General features: G+C 72.6%; 8 protein-coding genes. 1 reads left to right on the top strand and 7 read right to left on the bottom strand.

The features are described from left to right. Positions 1–206: 206 nt before the first annotated feature. The 7 genes from ACTWOL_RS01240 to leuA form a co-directional block, all read right to left on the bottom strand. Positions 207–2,906 carry a condensation domain-containing protein gene (locus ACTWOL_RS01240; protein WP_474293368.1) on the bottom strand — a complete coding sequence of 900 codons (2,700 nt, stop codon included), beginning with the start codon at positions 2,904–2,906 and terminating at the stop codon, positions 207–209. After that, positions 2,903–4,852 carry an amino acid adenylation domain-containing protein gene (locus tag ACTWOL_RS01235; protein ID WP_474293366.1) on the bottom strand — a complete coding sequence of 650 codons (1,950 nt, stop codon included), beginning with the start codon at positions 4,850–4,852 and terminating at the stop codon, positions 2,903–2,905. The genes ACTWOL_RS01240 and ACTWOL_RS01235 overlap by 4 nt, the downstream gene beginning before the upstream one ends. A gap of 1 nt (position 4,853) precedes the next feature. Then, positions 4,854–6,779 carry a non-ribosomal peptide synthetase gene (locus ACTWOL_RS01230; RefSeq protein ID WP_474293363.1) on the bottom strand — a complete coding sequence of 642 codons (1,926 nt, stop codon included), beginning with the start codon at positions 6,777–6,779 and terminating at the stop codon, positions 4,854–4,856. Between the two features lie 17 nt (positions 6,780–6,796). Beyond that, on the bottom strand, positions 6,797–8,005 hold the full coding sequence (locus ACTWOL_RS01225) for an acyl-CoA dehydrogenase family protein (RefSeq protein ID WP_474293362.1): 1,209 nt from the start codon (positions 8,003–8,005) through the stop codon (positions 6,797–6,799). Further along, positions 8,002–11,160, bottom strand: a complete 3,159-nt coding sequence (locus tag ACTWOL_RS01220) for a non-ribosomal peptide synthetase (RefSeq protein ID WP_474293360.1) — start codon at positions 11,158–11,160, stop codon at positions 8,002–8,004. The genes ACTWOL_RS01225 and ACTWOL_RS01220 overlap by 4 nt, the downstream gene beginning before the upstream one ends. Before the next feature lie 76 nt (positions 11,161–11,236). Next, entirely contained in the window at positions 11,237–12,559 is a 1,323-nt protein-coding gene (locus ACTWOL_RS01215) for a condensation domain-containing protein (RefSeq protein ID WP_474293358.1), read from the bottom strand. A 10-nt stretch (positions 12,560–12,569) separates the two neighbouring features. Next, complete coding sequence (gene leuA, locus ACTWOL_RS01210) at positions 12,570–14,282, bottom strand: 2-isopropylmalate synthase (protein ID WP_474301071.1); 1,713 nt, start codon at positions 14,280–14,282, stop codon at positions 12,570–12,572. 547 nt (positions 14,283–14,829) lie between these two features. On the opposite strand from leuA, the gene ACTWOL_RS01205 reads away from it, so the two are divergent. Continuing rightward, positions 14,830–15,516 (top strand): class I SAM-dependent methyltransferase, encoded by a 687-nt coding sequence (locus tag ACTWOL_RS01205; protein WP_474293356.1) that lies wholly within the window; start codon positions 14,830–14,832, stop codon positions 15,514–15,516. Positions 15,517–15,519: the final 3 nt, after the last annotated feature.

The raw sequence follows: 15,519 nt of genomic DNA, 5'->3' as shown, positions 1-15,519 counted from the left end.
TTCGTCCCACCGTGACACCGCACGGATGCCCGACCGTCGCAGACACGCCGCAATCACCTGCATCCCCGACCGACAGGACGAGCCGCGGGCAACGCGCGTCAGGATCCGACCCATGGGGCCGGCCGGCGGTCACACCGCCGGCCGGCCCGCTCGTCATGCCTGAGGGCTGCCCGGGCACGCCCGAGGCCGGTCCCATCGGTCGTACGTCAGGTGTCCGTGCCCTGTGCGACGGTGGCGGCGAGTGCCGTGCGCCAGTCACCGTTCCCCTGGCGTCCCCTGTGGGGGCTCGTGGGCCCGGATGGGTAGCGCCAGGGCCGTAGCAGGTCCGCGGGCGCGGCCGAGGAGGAGCGGAGCTCGCTCGTGCTGCCCGTCAGACGGATCAGTTCGGCTGCGAGCTCGGGCCAGCCGACGTGCCCGTCGACCGCGTTGTGCACCGTCCCGGTGGGTTTCTCGGCGCAGTCGGCCAAGGTGCGGGCCAGCGTCGCGCCGTGTACCCATGGCGTGCCGTACCAGCGCTTCTCCGCGGTGGCGTCCGCAGGGAGCACGATCGGCGCGTTGGCGAGGGCAGCCTGGTAGAGGCTCCCCACGGTTCCCCAGCGCAGCTGTTCGTACAGCCGGGGGTGCCCGCCCCATACGAACGGGGAGCGGATGACACTCGAACCACCGGCGGCTCGTCCATGGCCCCGCCCGGAGAGGAGGAGCTCCTCACACTCGGCCTTCGCCCGCCCGTACGCTGTCAGCGGCCCGGCGGACGCGGCTCCTTCCGGTATCTCCGCCGTCGCGGGGCGTCCGTAAGCGTCGGTGCTGCTGACGAAGACGAACGCCCCGGGCAGCGGGTGCGCGAGCAGGGCGCGCATCGCCGAGACATCCGTCCGGTGGTCGGTGAAGGTACAGGCCGAGTGGATCACACTGTGCACCCCCTGGACCGCCTCGCGCAGGCTGCCCGGGTCGCGGAGGTCGCCCTCGACGACGTCCACACCGTCGTGTCCGACGAGATGAGCGGACTCGGGACGCACGAGGAGGCGCACGGCGCGGCCGCGAGCGAGCAGCTCCGTCACCACGAAACTGCCGACCGCCCCGGTGCCGCCGGTCACCAGCACGGTGCCGGGGGCGGCTTCTCGGGACCGGTACGGACGGGGTCCGGCCGAACGGGCCGTCTCCCCGCGCTCGTCGAGCAGCGCGGCGAGCCCACGGGGCGTGCGCCGCTCCATCACCTCGAAGCCGGTGAGCGGCACCTTGAGCCGGTCGCGAAGCCGCTCGGTGATCCGTACCGCGAGAAGGGAGCCGCCGCCGAGTTCGAAGAAGTCGTCGTCCGGGTCCGTGGCTTCGTCCAGCAGGTGGTCGAACGCGGCGAGGACAACGGGAAGGGTTCCCGTTCCCCGCGTGCGTCCGGTCGCGGCCGCGGCGGCGACGGGCACGGCCGCGTGTGCCGACGGCGGTGGAGGATCCGGCAGAGTGCCGTGCGGGAGCTGCGCCGGGACGAGCGGCCCGCCGGGCTCTCCGGACGAGACCGTGACCAGGACGCGGACGAACGCGTCCAGCAGGAGCCGGGCGACCCGCCCGTCCACCAGTGAGGTGTCGTACCGGACTTGGCACCGGGCCCGGGGGCCCTCCTCCACGGCAAGCACGCAGGGGAACTTCGCCCCGCCGGAGCTCACCTCCACGGCCTGTGAAGCGGTGCCCGCGAGCCGCAGGACGCCGGGTGGCCGTACGAGGTCCACCAACGTCGTCACCAGCGCCGTACCGCCCGTTCCGCGCCCCTTCGCGCCCAGTGCGTCGACGATCAGGTTGAACGGGACGTCGCGGTGTTCCTGGGCCTCGAGCAGGGACGCGCGTACCTGCTCCAGCAGTGCCGGGAAGGAACGGTGGGCCACCACCTCGGCACGTACCGGCAGTGTGTTCATACGCAGGCCCACCAGGGAACGGCCGCGGCCGAGGTCGTGCTGCGCGCTGGCACAACCGATCATCAGGTCCGACTCGCCGGTGACCTCGTGGAGCGCCGCGAAGGCGCCGGCGAGAACCACCGTGAACAAAGTGCTGTCGTGACGCAGGCCGACCTCCTTGAGACCGGTCACCGTCTGCGCCGCGAGCACGGCGGAGAGGGTCCTGGGAGCACGCCCGCTGCCGGCGGCCCGGCTCGTTGGCGCCGCGGGCAGCGCCAACGGCCGGGCGCCGGCCAGCCGCTTCGACCAGTAAGCCAGACTCGCCCTCCAGCTCTCACGGGCGGCCTGCTCTCGGCGGACGAAGTCGGCGTACTGTGCGGGCGGTTGGAGTGGGGAGGGCTCACCGGCACGGAAGGCGTTGTAGAGCGTGCTCAGTTCCGCTGCGAGTACGGACCATGAAGCACCGTCGACCACGATGTGATGAAACGTCAGGACGACGGTGGTGTCGCCCGGTGTGTGGCGTATGAGCAGGGCCCTCAGTACCGGCCCCGAGGCGAGGTCGAACGGGGCCGCCGCCTCCGCCGTCATCACCCACTTCGCCATGTCCTCGCCGTCCGCTGCGTCCGTGAGATCGACCGTGCGCAGGGGCAGTTCGTCGATGTGCGGACCCACCACCTGGTAAGGCTCCCCGTCCCGGTCCGGATAACTGGTCCGCAGCACGTCATGACGGTTGACGACGGCGGTGAGCGCCTGGCGCAGCGCCCGTTCGTCGAGAGCCCCCCACAGCCTGGTGGCGAACGGCACGGCGTACTCCGCACCGCCCGGCCTGAGACGGTCCATCATCCACATCCGGCGCTGCGCCTCGGACACCGGCAAGCATTCCCCGCCGTGCGGCGGCGGGGCGAGTGAGGGTGCCCCGGAGCGCGTGGACGCTTCGGTGCGCCGGGTGGACGCACGGTGCCGGGCGCGGCGCAGCAGGGCCTCCTGGCCGGATCCGGCCGCGTCGTCGTGTGGTGCGTTCATCGGCTGCCGCCCGTCACCGTCGTGCCGGCGGGACCCTCTTCGGCCCGGCGCAGGGCGCGTTCGACGAGGGCGGCCTGTCCCGCGACGGTCGGATTCCGGAAGAAGTCGATGAGACCGATCTCGACATCGAGGTCCTCCCGCAGGTTCTCGACGATTCCCAGGGCCAGGAGGGAATGCCCTCCGCAGGCGAGGAAGTGGTCATCGGGGCTGGTCACTTCCACTCCCAGAGCGGTGCTCCACAGCTGGGCGACGACCGACTCCACGGGTGTGAGTCCGGGGGTGCCGAGGCCGCAATCCGCTGCCGCGCCGAGGGCAGCGGCCCGGGAGCAGGGACCGTCCTCGCGGGCGTTCCCACCGTCCGGCCCCGGTTCGTGACCGTCTTCCGCCGGCACGCTCCGGGTGGCCAGGGCCTGCCGGTCGACCTTGCCGGTGCTGCCGAGCGGGAGTTCGTCCAGCAGTTCCCAGGCGTCGGGCAGCATATACGCGGGGAGCCTCGCCTCCAGATGGGCGCGGAGTTCCGCCTCGTCCACCCGCTGAGCGCCTTCCGCCGCTGTCACATATGCCACCAGCCGGGGTTCCCCGTCCCGGACCCGCCGGGCGACGACGGCCGCAGTGCCCACCGCCGGATGCCCGCAGAGGTTCTCCTCCACCTCGCGCGGCTCGACGCGGAAACCCCTCACCTTGACCTGGTCGTCGGCACGGCCGTGGAAGGCCAGCGCGCCGTCCGGGCCGGCCGACACCACGTCACCCGTCCGGTACATCCGGCCGTACGGCGGACACACGGTGAACCGCTCCGAGGTGAGGGCGGGCAGGCCGAGATATCCGAGCGCGAGCCGCGGTCCGCCGACCCACAGCTCTCCCCGTGTACCGGGCGGGACCGGCCGGCCGAGCTCGTCCAGCACCTGGGTGGTGGCACCGTTGACCGGCAGACCGATCGGCAGGGGGCCACGGCAGTCGGCCGGGATCACCCGGTGCGCGGTGGCGAAGGTAGTGGTTTCCGTGGGGCCGTACCCGTTGACCAGTTCCAGCCAGGGCGCCTGGCGCAGCACGCTTTCCGCGTGCCCCGGCGAGAGGACGTCACCGCCGACGACGACGGTCCGCAGCACATCGAACACGCGTGAGCCCAGCGCGGCGAGCTGATGGAAGAGCCCGGCGGTGAAGTAGGCCACGGTCACCCCGTGGCGTTCCACGACCCTCGCCAGATCTTCGAGGGAAGGCCGGATTTCCTCGGTGACGACCACGGCGGCGCCGCGGGCCAGCGGCGCCCAGACCTCGAAGGTGGCGGCGTCGAAATGGGGAGCCGACTGGAAGAGCACCCGGTCACGCGGTTCGACGGTGGCGTACTCCGGTGCGGCCACGAGCCCCGCGATCGCCTGGTGGGGCACCATCACGCCCTTGGGACGGCCACTGGAACCCGAGGTGTACATCACGCACGCCAGGGCGTCGGGGACGTCCGGCCCAGCGGGCGACTGCACCGGCGCGGCACACGGATCGGGTGCGGCGGTGCAGGGGCCGGTGCCCTCGACGACGACGGACCGCTCCGTCAGACCGGCCGAGGCCAGCGACTCCCGGTCGCCGACCGTGAGCACGGTCCCCGCGTCGGCGAGTACGGAGGCCGTGCGGGCAGCCGGCTGGTCGGGATCGACGGGGACGTAGTGACACCCGGCCCACCAGACGGCCAGCTGCGCGACGACGGTCCAGGCCGACCGGGGGAGCAGGAGGCCGACGGCGTCTCCGGGCCGGCAACCGCGGGCGCGCAGCCGGTCAGCCAGCGCACCGGCCGAGGCCACCAGCTGCCCGTACGTCCACGACGTCGCGCCCGCGCGGAGGGCGAGCGCCTCCGGGGTACGGGCGGCGTGTCCCAGCACCAGCTGGAGGACACCGCCCGATGGGACGTCCACCGGCTCTGCCTCGGGGATTGCCACGGAGGAAAGAGAGACATTCATGTCAGACGTCCTTGCTCAGGGTCGTGCGGCGGGCGTCCACGATGGCGGCGAGGCCGCGCAGGTCGCGTTCCACGAGGACATCCGCGGCCTGCAGCCGGATGCCGTACGCGTCCTCGATCCGGGCCAGCAGCCGGGCCGCCGCGAGGGAGTTGCCGCCGGATGCCACGAAGGTGTCGGCGAGGCCGAGTTCGGGCTCGCCGAGGATTTCCCGGCACAGCTCCAGCAGTGTGACTTCGGTGTCGGAGTACCCCGCACCGTCGGGGCCGTCGACCGCGCCGGACCCGGTCCGGTCGGGCAGCCACTGCGAGCGGGCCGTCTCGGCCGCCAGCAGGGCACGCCGGTCGACCTTGTCGTTGCCGTCCAGAGGGAATTCGCCGATGACGCGGACCGCCGCGGGCGTGGTGCCTTCCGGCAACCGGTCCCGCACGGACTCCAGCAGCGCATCGCCGTCGGGTGACCGTCCCGGTGCCGGCCGGACGAAGGCGACCAGCCGGTCCAGGCCCGCCGCGGTCCGGTGGAGGACGACCACGGCACGCTCCACGTCGGGATGCCGCTCCAACGCCCCCTCGACCTCGGCGGGTTCGATTCGCACCCCGCCGAGCTTGACCTGGTCGTCGATGCGGCCGACGAACTCCAGCACACCGTCGTCGCGCATCACCACGCGGTCCCCGCTGCGGTAGACGCGATCCACCCCCTCCACACCCTGCGGCGGGTCCACGAACCGCGCACGGGTGAGCGCTTCGTCGAGATAGCCGATGGCGAGGCCACGCCCGCCGATCAGGAGTTCTCCCGCTTCACCGCGTGGCAGGAGCCGTCCCTCCTCGTCCGCCACGCACAGGACCGCGCCGTTCACCGGCCCCCCGATGGGAGGCGGCTGTGACGGTGCCTGCCCGCCGGGCGCGGGGCGGGGCATGAGGTGTGTGGTGGTGATGACGGTGGCTTCGGCCGGGCCGTACGCGTTGTGCACACGGGCACTGACGTCCGAGGACGGCCGGCGGCGCAACCGGTCTCCGCCCACGAGGAGATGACGCAGCGGGGACGCCTCGGGCCACGGGCGGGCGAAGAGCAGTTCGGCCAGGGGAGTGGGCAGGGTGATGGCGGTGACGCCCGCATCGCACCACCAGGAGGCCAGCGCGGCCGGGTCGCGGCGCGCGGACTCGGGGGCGACGCACAGGGCCGCGCCGGACGCGAGCGCCGACCAGATCTCCATGACGTGGGGGTCGAAGCCGACGCCCACCAGAAGGCTCTGACGTGCGCCGGGTCCCAGTTCCATCAGCGCGCCGTACCAGTCGACGAGGTTGCCCAGGGAGTCCCGGCCGACCGCGACGGCCTTGGGTGTGCCTGTCGACCCCGAAGTGAGGACGGCGTAGAAGCTGCCGTCGGGGGCGCGCCGGGCGCCCGGCGCACGGTCGGTGAAGTGGGCCACCATCTCCCCGGACAGCCCCACCGGCATGCCCGTCGGGAGCTCGGCGGGAAGGTTCGGATCCTCCCGCCGTGCGACCAGGCAGGCGATGTGTGCGTCACGCATGGCGACGGCCAGCCGCCCGGCTCCCGGCCGTGGCCCCAGCGGCAGATGGACGGCACCGATCCGCGCGGCCGCGACGGCGGTGGCGACGGCCTCGGCCGACCGGTCCAGGCAGACGCCCACGAGGTCGCCGGGACCCACCTTCCCCGCCAGTGTCCCGGCGATCTCCGCCGCCGAGGCGTCGAGTTGGGCGTAGGTCCACTTCCGTCCGCGGTCGTCGACGGCGACGGCATCCGGCTGCTCACGCACCCAGCACTCGAACCGGCTGAGGACGTCGTCCGGTCGGGCGCCGGGGACGACGCCGCGGATGACACTGAGCCCCCCGGCCGGTGTTCCGCCGCTCCCGGCCGGCTCCGCAGGCTTCACGGCCGTAGGGCTGCCGTGGGCTGTGCTCTCGATCATGGTCACTCCGCTTTCCGTCATGACTGGACCCGCCCCAGACCCATGGCCTGGGCCATCGTCACCTTCTGGATCTCCGACGTCCCCTCGATGATCGTCATCATCCGGACGTACCGGTACAGATGCTCCAGTGGGTGCCCGCGCACCCAGCCGCTCGCGCCGTGCACCCGCAGCGCGCGGTCCACGACCCGCACGGCCGTCTCGGAGGCGGTCAGTTTCGCCATCGCGGCGTTCTCGGGGGCATCCGTACCCGAATCCAGGAGCCGGGCGCAGGCCAGCGTGACCAGCTTGGACGCCTCCACCTCCGCGCGGCTGCTCACCAGGTGCTCCTGGATGTGCTGGCGGGAGCCGATCGGCCCGCCGAAGGCGCGCCGCTCCCGTGCGTACGCGACGGCCTCCTCCAACGCGTACTCGGCGATGCCGTTGCACTGGGCGGCGACGATCAGCCGGCCGCGGGACAGGCTCCGCAACGCCAGTTCCATGGCCATGCCGATGCCGTCCGGGCCGCCCACCACCGCGTCGGCCGGCAACCGCGCCCGGTCCAGGACGAGTTCGAACAGCGGCTCGCCCGACATGCCTTCGTAGCGCTGGCCGATGGACAGCCCGACCGTGTCCATGGGCACCACGAAAACGGTCGCCCCATCCCCGGTCGCCCCTCCACCCGCCGGCCCGCCCGCGCCGTCCGGGTCGTGGACCTCCGCGACGACGAGCGCGAAGTCCGCCCGGTCGGCGTTGCTGACGAAGGTCTTGCGCCCGGTGAGCTCCCAGCCGTCGGCGCTGCGCTCGGCAACGGTCCGCAGGTCGAAGGCGTCCGAACCCGCGTGGGGTTCGGTCATCGCCAGACAGCGCAACGCCTCACCGCGTACCAGGGGCGCCAGATACGACTCGATCTGGGCGCCGGTGCCGTGCAGCAGGATCGGACTCGGGCCGTCGGAGCCCGCGAGGGCGTACGGGGCGAGCGGGCACCCGCTGCGCCCGGCGGCGTGGTGCAGCTGGACGACGGCGCTCAGCGGCACCCCGGAGCCGCCCGCGCTCTCGGGGTAGTCCCCCGCGTAGAAGCCGAGTCCGGCCGAGCGGCGGCGGACATAGGTCCGCAGGTCGTCCGGGACGGCGCCGGCCTCGTCCGGGAGCTCTCCGGCGAGGGGGACGAGCTCCCTGCGGACGAAGTCCCTGAAGGCGGACACCAGTTCCCTGTGGTCGTCCTCGAGGACGGTGGAGGGCGCGGTCATACGGCGGCCTCCGCCAGCGCGCGGGCCTGGTCCGCGAGGACCGGGTGCCGCAGCAGGGTGCGCAGCGGGGGACGCGCGCCCAGGTGCGGCTCCAGCCAGGCGGCGAGCTGCGCGGCGAGCAGCGAGTGGCCGCCCACCTGGAAGAAGTGGGACCGGGAAGAGAAGCCGTCGTGGCCGAGGACCGTGCGCCAGCCTTCGGCCAGCAGCGCCACGGCCGGGTCGGCCACGGCGGCCTCGTCGACGTGGTCGTTCCCGGGGACCTGGGAGAGCTCCGCGGCCCGCCTGCCGAGTTCCCTGCGGTCCGGTTTGCCGCCCTGGAGCACGGGCATGGTGTCGACCGCGGCCCACAGGCCCGGATTGAGGGCGGCGGGCAGCCGCCGTGCCAGCGCCTCGTGCAGTGCCGCCTGGTCCACGCGAGGAGCTTCCACGAAGCCGACCAGTCGCGGCCCGCCCGCCGCGGTGTCGTCCCGTACGACCGCGCACGGGCGGCCGTCCAGTTCGGCGGAGGCCGCGGCCTCGATCTCCTCCAGTTCGATCCGGTATCCGCGCAGCTTGACCTGGTTGTCGCGGCGTCCGAGGAACCACAGGCGACCTGCCCGGTCCCGGTATCCCATGTCACCGGTGAGGTAGACCCGTTCACCACCGGCATCCGCCGCATCCGGGCCGGTGGGCGCGGTGACGAAGCGGGCGGTGGTGGCCTCCGCGGCACCGAGATAGCCCTCCGCGAGCCCGGAGCCCGCGATCGCCAGCTCCCCGACCGCGCCGGCGGGCAGCGGCCGCAGCCCCGTGTCGAGGACGTGGACGCGTACACCGGGCAGTTCGACGCCCAGCGGGATCTCGGCGTTCTCGTCCACCGTGTCGTCGGGGCTCACACGGTGCACGACCGAGGTGATGGCGGCTTCGGTGACGCCGTAGGCGTTGAGGAGCGTGACGTCCGCGGCGGAGCACAACTCACGCAGCGCCCTGGCCGGGAGGCGTTCACCGCCGAGCACGATGAGCCGTGGCTGCCAGCGGCCGTCCCCGACGGCTTCGGCGAGATCCTCCCGGCAGCCGAGGACATAGCTGGTGGGCAGGTTGACAACGGTGACGCGGCGGGCGCTGAGCACCGCGGCGAGTTCGGTGCCGGTGGGAACCCTCCGGTTCGGGACCACCAGGCAGGCGCCGGCGTACAGGGACGGGAGCACCTCCTCCAGCGCGACGTCGAAGGACGGCTGGGCGAAGAGCAGCACCCGGTCGTGCGGGGCCAGTTCGTACCGTGCGGCCACCGCGGTGACATGGTGGGCCAGCGCGGACCGGCTCACCACGACCGGCTTGGGCACGCCGGTGGAGCCGGAGGTGTGGATGACGTACGCGGCTTCCGGGACGCTCGGCGACGGCGCTGCCGGGGGGAAGCCGGGCCCGTCCAGCAGGGCGAGCGGAAGCCCCTGGACCGGCACGGAGGGAGCGCTCGTGCGACTGGTGAGGACCAGCGCCGGGGCCAGGTTGCGCAGCAGGAGCTCCAGCCGGCCGGCTGGGTCGTCCGGCGACAGCGGGCAGTACACCGCACCGGCGCGCAGACAGGCCAGCAGGGCGACGACGTTGTCCGTGCCGCGGGGCAGCACCACCGCGACCGGTTGGCCGGGCCTGACACCGGCGTCACGCAGCCGCCCGCACAGCTCCGTCACCCGCTGGTCGAGGTCCCCGTGGGTGAGCGTTGCGTCCGGGGCGACGAGGGCGGGACGGCCGGACTGCTGCCAGGACAAGGGATCCAGTACGCGCGAAGGATCCGGCCCGAGAGCCTCCTCCGGTGCGGTCGGCTCATGCCGGGCGGGCGGTGCGGCCGCGGACGCCAGCGCGGCCAGCGGAGTGCCGGGTGTGTCCACGTAGGCCCGTACCAGGGCGAGGTATCTCTCCGAGAGCAGCTCGGCGGTTTCGCGGGAGAAGAGGTCGGTGTCGTAGTCCCACAGCAGGATCATGCCGGCCGGGCCCTCGCGGTGCCCGACCACCCGCCGGTCGTCCGGGAGCAGCACCAGGTCGAGGTCGAAGCGCGTGGTACCGCTGTTGTATCCCTCGTGCAGTGCCACTTCCAGGTCCGGCACGTCGATGTCGGGGACCGGCGCGTCGTGTGCGCTGAACATCACGTCGAACAGGGGATTCTCCGCGCCGTCGGTGTGCAGCCCCAGGGAACGCGTGATCGTCTGGACCGGGACGTGCTGGTGGGGGAGCGCGCGGAGGAGCATGTCCGTCACCTCGTCGACCGCCTCGCGCGCACTGTCCTCGGGCGCGAGCCGGATCCGCAGCGGGAGGGTGTTGACGAACATGCCGACGGTCTTCTCGAAGCCTGCGGGACGATTGCCGACCGCGGTGCCGATGACCATGTCCGTGCGCCCGCTGTGACGGCGCAGCAGTTCCGCGAAGAGACCGAGGAGAGTGGAGAAGACCGTGTGGCCGTGACGACGGGCGCACTGGCGTATCCGCTCGGCGAGCTCGGGATCGATGGCCTGGCGCAGCTGGTTCCCGTGGTGCCGGCGGACCCCGCCCGCACGGGCCAGACCCGGCAGGGGCAGGTCGAACGACGCCCCCCGCAAGGTGCGCTGCCAGTGGTCGAGCCCGCTCGTACCACCGGCGGCGCCTTCCCGGCCGGCCAGGGAACGCGCGTGCTCCTCGTACGATCTCGCCTGGGTACGGGGCGGCACCTCCCCGCGCGTCCTCGCGATGTACGAGTCGAACAGGTCGGTGAGGAAGACGGAGAACGAGCGGCCGTCGTGGACGAGGTGGTGTTCGACGTGGATCAGCCGATGGTGCCGGTCGGAGAAGCGGACCAGCGTGAATCTGAGCAGCGGTGCCCGCTGGGTGTCCAGGGGTTCCTCGGCCTCCGCGCGCAGCAGCTCACGGAAGGAACCGTCCGGGTCGGCATCCTCTGACAGATCGGCCTCGCGCCAGCGCAGTGCGCAGTCCTCGCGCACGCGCTGACGCGGGATCCCGCCCTCCACGGGGACGAGTTCCAGGCGCAGGCCGGGGTGGCGGGCCAGCACGTCCTCGAGACTGTCGTGCAGCGCCCGGGTGTCCAGGGCTCCGCGCAGGTCGGCGTAAGCGGTGAAGTTGTAGGCCCGGCTGCCGGGTTGTACCTCCTCATGCAGCCAGACGATCTCCTGGGACGCGGAGAGGTCGAACATCGGGTTCCTTTCACCAGGGGCAGACGTGCGGTGAGTGGGGCGGGGCGCGGTGCGGGGACCGGTGTCCCCGGCGCGTTCAGCGAGTGGGGGAGGAGGCGGGAGTCCCGGCGGCGGCCGGCGCGCCGGCCAGCCGCTCCCCGAGCACCGCGACCAGACGGTCGAAGGCCGGCTCCGCTGCCGCGCCGTCGAAGACCGAGCGGTCCCAGACCAGACGGACCAGCAGAAGCCCGGTGCCGTAGGAGGCGGAGACCGCGAAGGGCGCGCGCGGGGGACGGCCGTCCACATGCACCTCGTGCCCGGCGGCTCCGCCCAGCTCGAGCGGCGGGCGCCGGCTCAGATCCTCGAGAACCAGCGTGCCGTCGAGCTCCCCCGACCAGGGCGTGCCGACCGTACGGGCCTGGCGTACGACCTCGTCGAACGGCGTGTCGGCGTGGTCGAGGTCGTCCCACCAGGTCTCGGTCACCTGGTCGGGCCCGCCGGTGGCCGGCACGGGGAATACGACGGTGTTCAGGAACGAGCCGACGACGGAGGACGCCGCCGCGGGCCGTCCGCCCCAGGGGTAGCCGAGTACAGGGTCCGTTCCCGTGCCGCCGTACAGGAGGCCCGCGGCGTCGGAGACCGCCGAGAGCAGTGCGGGGAAGGCTCCGCTCCGGGCGCCGGTGCCCACCGGCACCTCGCTCCGCAGGACGCCGTAGCCTCCGGCGCGGGCCGGTGCGCGGTCGGCCGGGAGCCGGGGACGTATCCCGCGCAGCCGTCCGGCCCAGTGCGCCAGCATGGCCGGTGAGGAGGCCCTGACCTCCGCGACCAGCTGGGCGTGAACGGACTCACGGTACGCCTCGGTGTCCTGTGTGCGCCGCCGCTCACCGACGTCGTTCGCGCCGAGGCGCTCGCGGTAGGCCACGGTGAGGTCGTGGACGACGCTGCCCAGTGACTGCTCGTCGCACGCCGCGTGTTCCAGGGCCAGCGCGAGGACGTCCCTCTCGCCGTCCGCGACGAGGAACAGCCGCAGCGGCGGGCCTTCGGCCTCCCAGCCGAACAGAGTGCGGCTCAGCGCCGCGGCGGCGTCCTCACCGGGATCCGGGACGATGCGTCGTACGGTCGCCCCGGGATCCCGAAGGGCCCGTACGGGGACGCCCCGCACGGTGAGCGGTCCGCTGCGCAGCACCGGGTGGGCGGCACTGACGTACTCGGCCGCGCCGCGCAGCCGCGTCACGTCGACCACCCCGCGGGGGAACGCGTAGAACAGGGGCACCACATCGGGCCGCCCCCGCGGGTCGAGCCGCTGGACGAGGAGGAAGCGGCGCTGGGCACCGGTGAGAGGAAGGACACCGGCGCCGCCGGTATCACGCGAGGCCTCCTCGTACCCCGCGAGGTACGCGGCGGTGATGCTGCTGTGCACGGGCTTCCTTTCAGCGGCGGTGGGCGCGGTTGACCGCCGAGACCGCTGCTTCGAGGGTGGCCGTGGCTTCGTCGCGGGCGATGCCGGCGCCCCAGACGCGGACGGTGCGTTCCCGCCCGTCCGTTTCGGTGGTGACATCCGCCTCCAGATAGACGGCGGTCCTGACACCGCCGGGATGCGGCAGGGGGTGCTCGGCCGGGTTCACGACCCGCAGCCGCACACCTATGTCCGTTAGGGCATCGGCGAACGCGTCCAGACGGGTGGCGCCCTGCCCGGTGAGATCCTTGTCGTTGCCGTCGACGCGCGTGGTGAAGTGGTACGCGGCGCCCGTGCCGCTGTCCGTGGTGCGTGCGTGGCCGAGCAGTTCCAGGGGGCCGGACGCAGACAGGTACGCCTCGGTGAAGAGCCGCAGCAACTGCCCCGGTTCCACCTCGCCGCCGTCGGCGTCCGTGTACGCCTGCACCAGCTGCGAGAAGTCACGCTGCAGGCCGGGCGGGAGGGCCAGGGAGTGCTCGGCCCGCATCACATAGGCCACACCGCCCTTGCCCGACTGGGAGTTCAGCCGCACGATCGCCTGGTACGTGCGGCCCACGTCGCGCGGGTCGATGGGCAGATACGGCACCTGCCACCGCGTGTCGCGCACGGCGGTACCGGACCGCTCCGCGTCCGTGGCCAGGGCGTCCAGGCCCTTGTTGATGGCGTCCTGGTGACCGCCGGAGAAGGCGGTGAAGACCAGGTCGCCCGCGTAGGGGTGCCGCTCGTGGACGGACAGGCCGGTGCACGCCTCGTGGGTCCTGCGTACCTCGTCGATGTCGGAGAAGTCGATCTGCGGATCCACACCGCTGCTGAACAGGTTCATCCCCAGCGTCACCAGGCAGACGTTCCCGGTGCGCTCCCCGTTGCCGAACAGGCAGCCTTCGACACGGTCGGCACCGGCCTGGAGGCCGAGCTCGGCGGCGGCCACCGCGGTGCCCCGGTCGTTGTGCGGGTGCAGGGAGAGGATCACCGCCTCGCGGCGGGAGAGATTCCGGCTCATCCACTCGATGGAGTCGGCATACACACCGGGAGTGGCCATCTCCACGGTGGCGGGCAGGCACACGGTGGCCGGCCGGTCCGTGGTGGGCTGCCAGACGTCCATGACCGCGTTGCACACCTCGGCCGCGAAGGACAGTTCGGTGCCGGTGTAGGACTCGGGCGAGTACTGCAGCCGGAAGTCGACGTCGGGTAACTCCGCGGCCCGCAGGGCGACCCGCTCGGCCGAGGACGTGGCGAGTTTCCTGACCTCTTCGCGACTCTGCCGGAACACGACCCGGCGCTGCAGCTCGGAGGTCGGGTTGTAGATGTGCATCGTCACCTTCGACGCCCCGACGACCGACTGGAACGTACGGTCGATGAGCTCGGGACGGCAGGGCGAGAGGACCTGGATGCGTACGTCGTCGGGTATCGCGTCCTCTTCGATGATGGAGCGGATGAAGTCCAGGTCCGCCTGGCTGGCCGTGGGGAAACCGACTTCGATCTCCTTGTAGCCCATACGCACCAGCAGATCGAACATACGGCGTTTGCGCTCGGGGGACATCGGCTCGGACAGGGCCTGGTTGCCGTCCCTCAGGTCGACCGGGCACCACAGGGGAGCCCGCTCGACCACCGTCTGCGGCCAGGTGCGGTCGGGCAGTTCGATCCGCTCGACCTGCTCGAAGAAGGGGCGGTAGCGGTGGAAGGGCATGGGGCTGGGGCGCTGCGTGTTCCAGTGCGCCGCGCCAGGGGGCTTCGGACGCTCGGCTCGGCCGACGACCGGCGCGTTCTGCTGATGGGTCACGTGTGCTCCTCGCCTGTGTGGAACGCGAATTGCCGCTGTATGAGACATCGCCGGACTCCGACCGTGGCCTGCACTGCCCTGGCAAAGCCGGATCCGGCTCTCACGGGGGAACGCTAGGCACGCGGCCGGACCCGGTCAGGAGCCGGTGGGGCACCCCCCGCACCCGAGTCGGTGCCCGATCGGACGCCCACGCCGTGACCGTGACGACGTCCCCGGGTGGCCGCCACCGGCGGCGACCGGACCGGTTCCCGGGCGGCGCCCCGCCCCGAAGGGGCAGCCACGGATGCCCATCCGGATGCCCAGACGTGCCCGCGGCCGGGACCCCTTGGGCCTACGCGAAGGCGCCTGCCCCCGTGATGGTGGAGGGCGCCGTCAGTCCCGCGGTCACGATCCGCCCGGCCGCGGACCCGGCCGGCCGCTCAACGGCCCGCCGCCGAATGGAAGAAGAGAAGCCATGAGCCAGAAATTCGTCATCGAGGGCAACGACCTCTGGGATCCGACGACGTTCGACTCCCTCAGGCGGCAGCTGATCCCCTCGTTCGACCTGCTGTACGACTCCGCGGTGCGAGCGGTCGCGATGAGCACCGGTCCGCGGCCCCGGGTGCTCGACCTCGGCGCGGGCACCGGACTTCTCAGCGCGCGCATTCTGAGTGAACTCCCGGACGCCGAACTGACGTTGGTGGACCGATCGGAGCTCATGCTCTCCCAGGCGCGCAGCAGGTTCGCCTCGGAGCAGCACCTGACGGTGCAGGTCGGCGACCTCGTGGATCCGTTGCCGGAAGGCCCCTTCGACGCGGTCGTGTCGGGCCTGGCCATCCACCACCTCGAACACGAGGAGAAGCAGCGGCTGTTCGCCCGCATCCGCGACGTGCTGCGGCCGGGTGGCATCTTCGTCAACGTCGAGCAGGTGCTGGGCGCCGACACGCCGCTGGAGGAGATGTACGACCAGCAGCACGAGGCGCACGTCCACCGGGAGAAGGCGCCAGAGGAGGAGTGGGCCGCCGGCCGGGAGCGGATGAAGTTCGACATCTGCGCCGACCTGCAGAGCCAGTTGGGCTGGCTGGAGGCCGCCGGATTCCCCCGGGTCGACTGCCTGGCCAAGGACTGGCGCTTCGCCACGTACGCCGGCTGGACCGCCTGACCG

It is taken from the genome of Micromonospora sp. IBHARD003 (assembly GCF_056106285.1).
Note: the sequence above shows the minus strand (reverse complement) of the source record. Positions and strands in the feature narration are given on the sequence as shown.

Excerpts from the sequence above, each read along its gene's own strand:
- ACTWOL_RS01230 (WP_474293363.1), bottom strand. The coding sequence starts at position 6,779 with ATGATCGAGAGCACAGCCCACGGCAGCCCTACGGCCGTGAAGCCTGCG.
- ACTWOL_RS01235 (WP_474293366.1), bottom strand. The coding sequence starts at position 4,852 with ATGAATGTCTCTCTTTCCTCCGTGGCAATCCCCGAGGCAGAGCCGGTG.
- leuA (WP_474301071.1), bottom strand. The coding sequence starts at position 14,282 with ATGCCCTTCCACCGCTACCGCCCCTTCTTCGAGCAGGTCGAGCGGATC.
- ACTWOL_RS01240 (WP_474293368.1), bottom strand. The coding sequence starts at position 2,906 with ATGAACGCACCACACGACGACGCGGCCGGATCCGGCCAGGAGGCCCTG.
- ACTWOL_RS01220 (WP_474293360.1), bottom strand. The coding sequence starts at position 11,160 with ATGTTCGACCTCTCCGCGTCCCAGGAGATCGTCTGGCTGCATGAGGAG.
- ACTWOL_RS01225 (WP_474293362.1), bottom strand. The coding sequence starts at position 8,005 with ATGACCGCGCCCTCCACCGTCCTCGAGGACGACCACAGGGAACTGGTG.
- ACTWOL_RS01205 (WP_474293356.1), top strand. The coding sequence starts at position 14,830 with ATGAGCCAGAAATTCGTCATCGAGGGCAACGACCTCTGGGATCCGACG.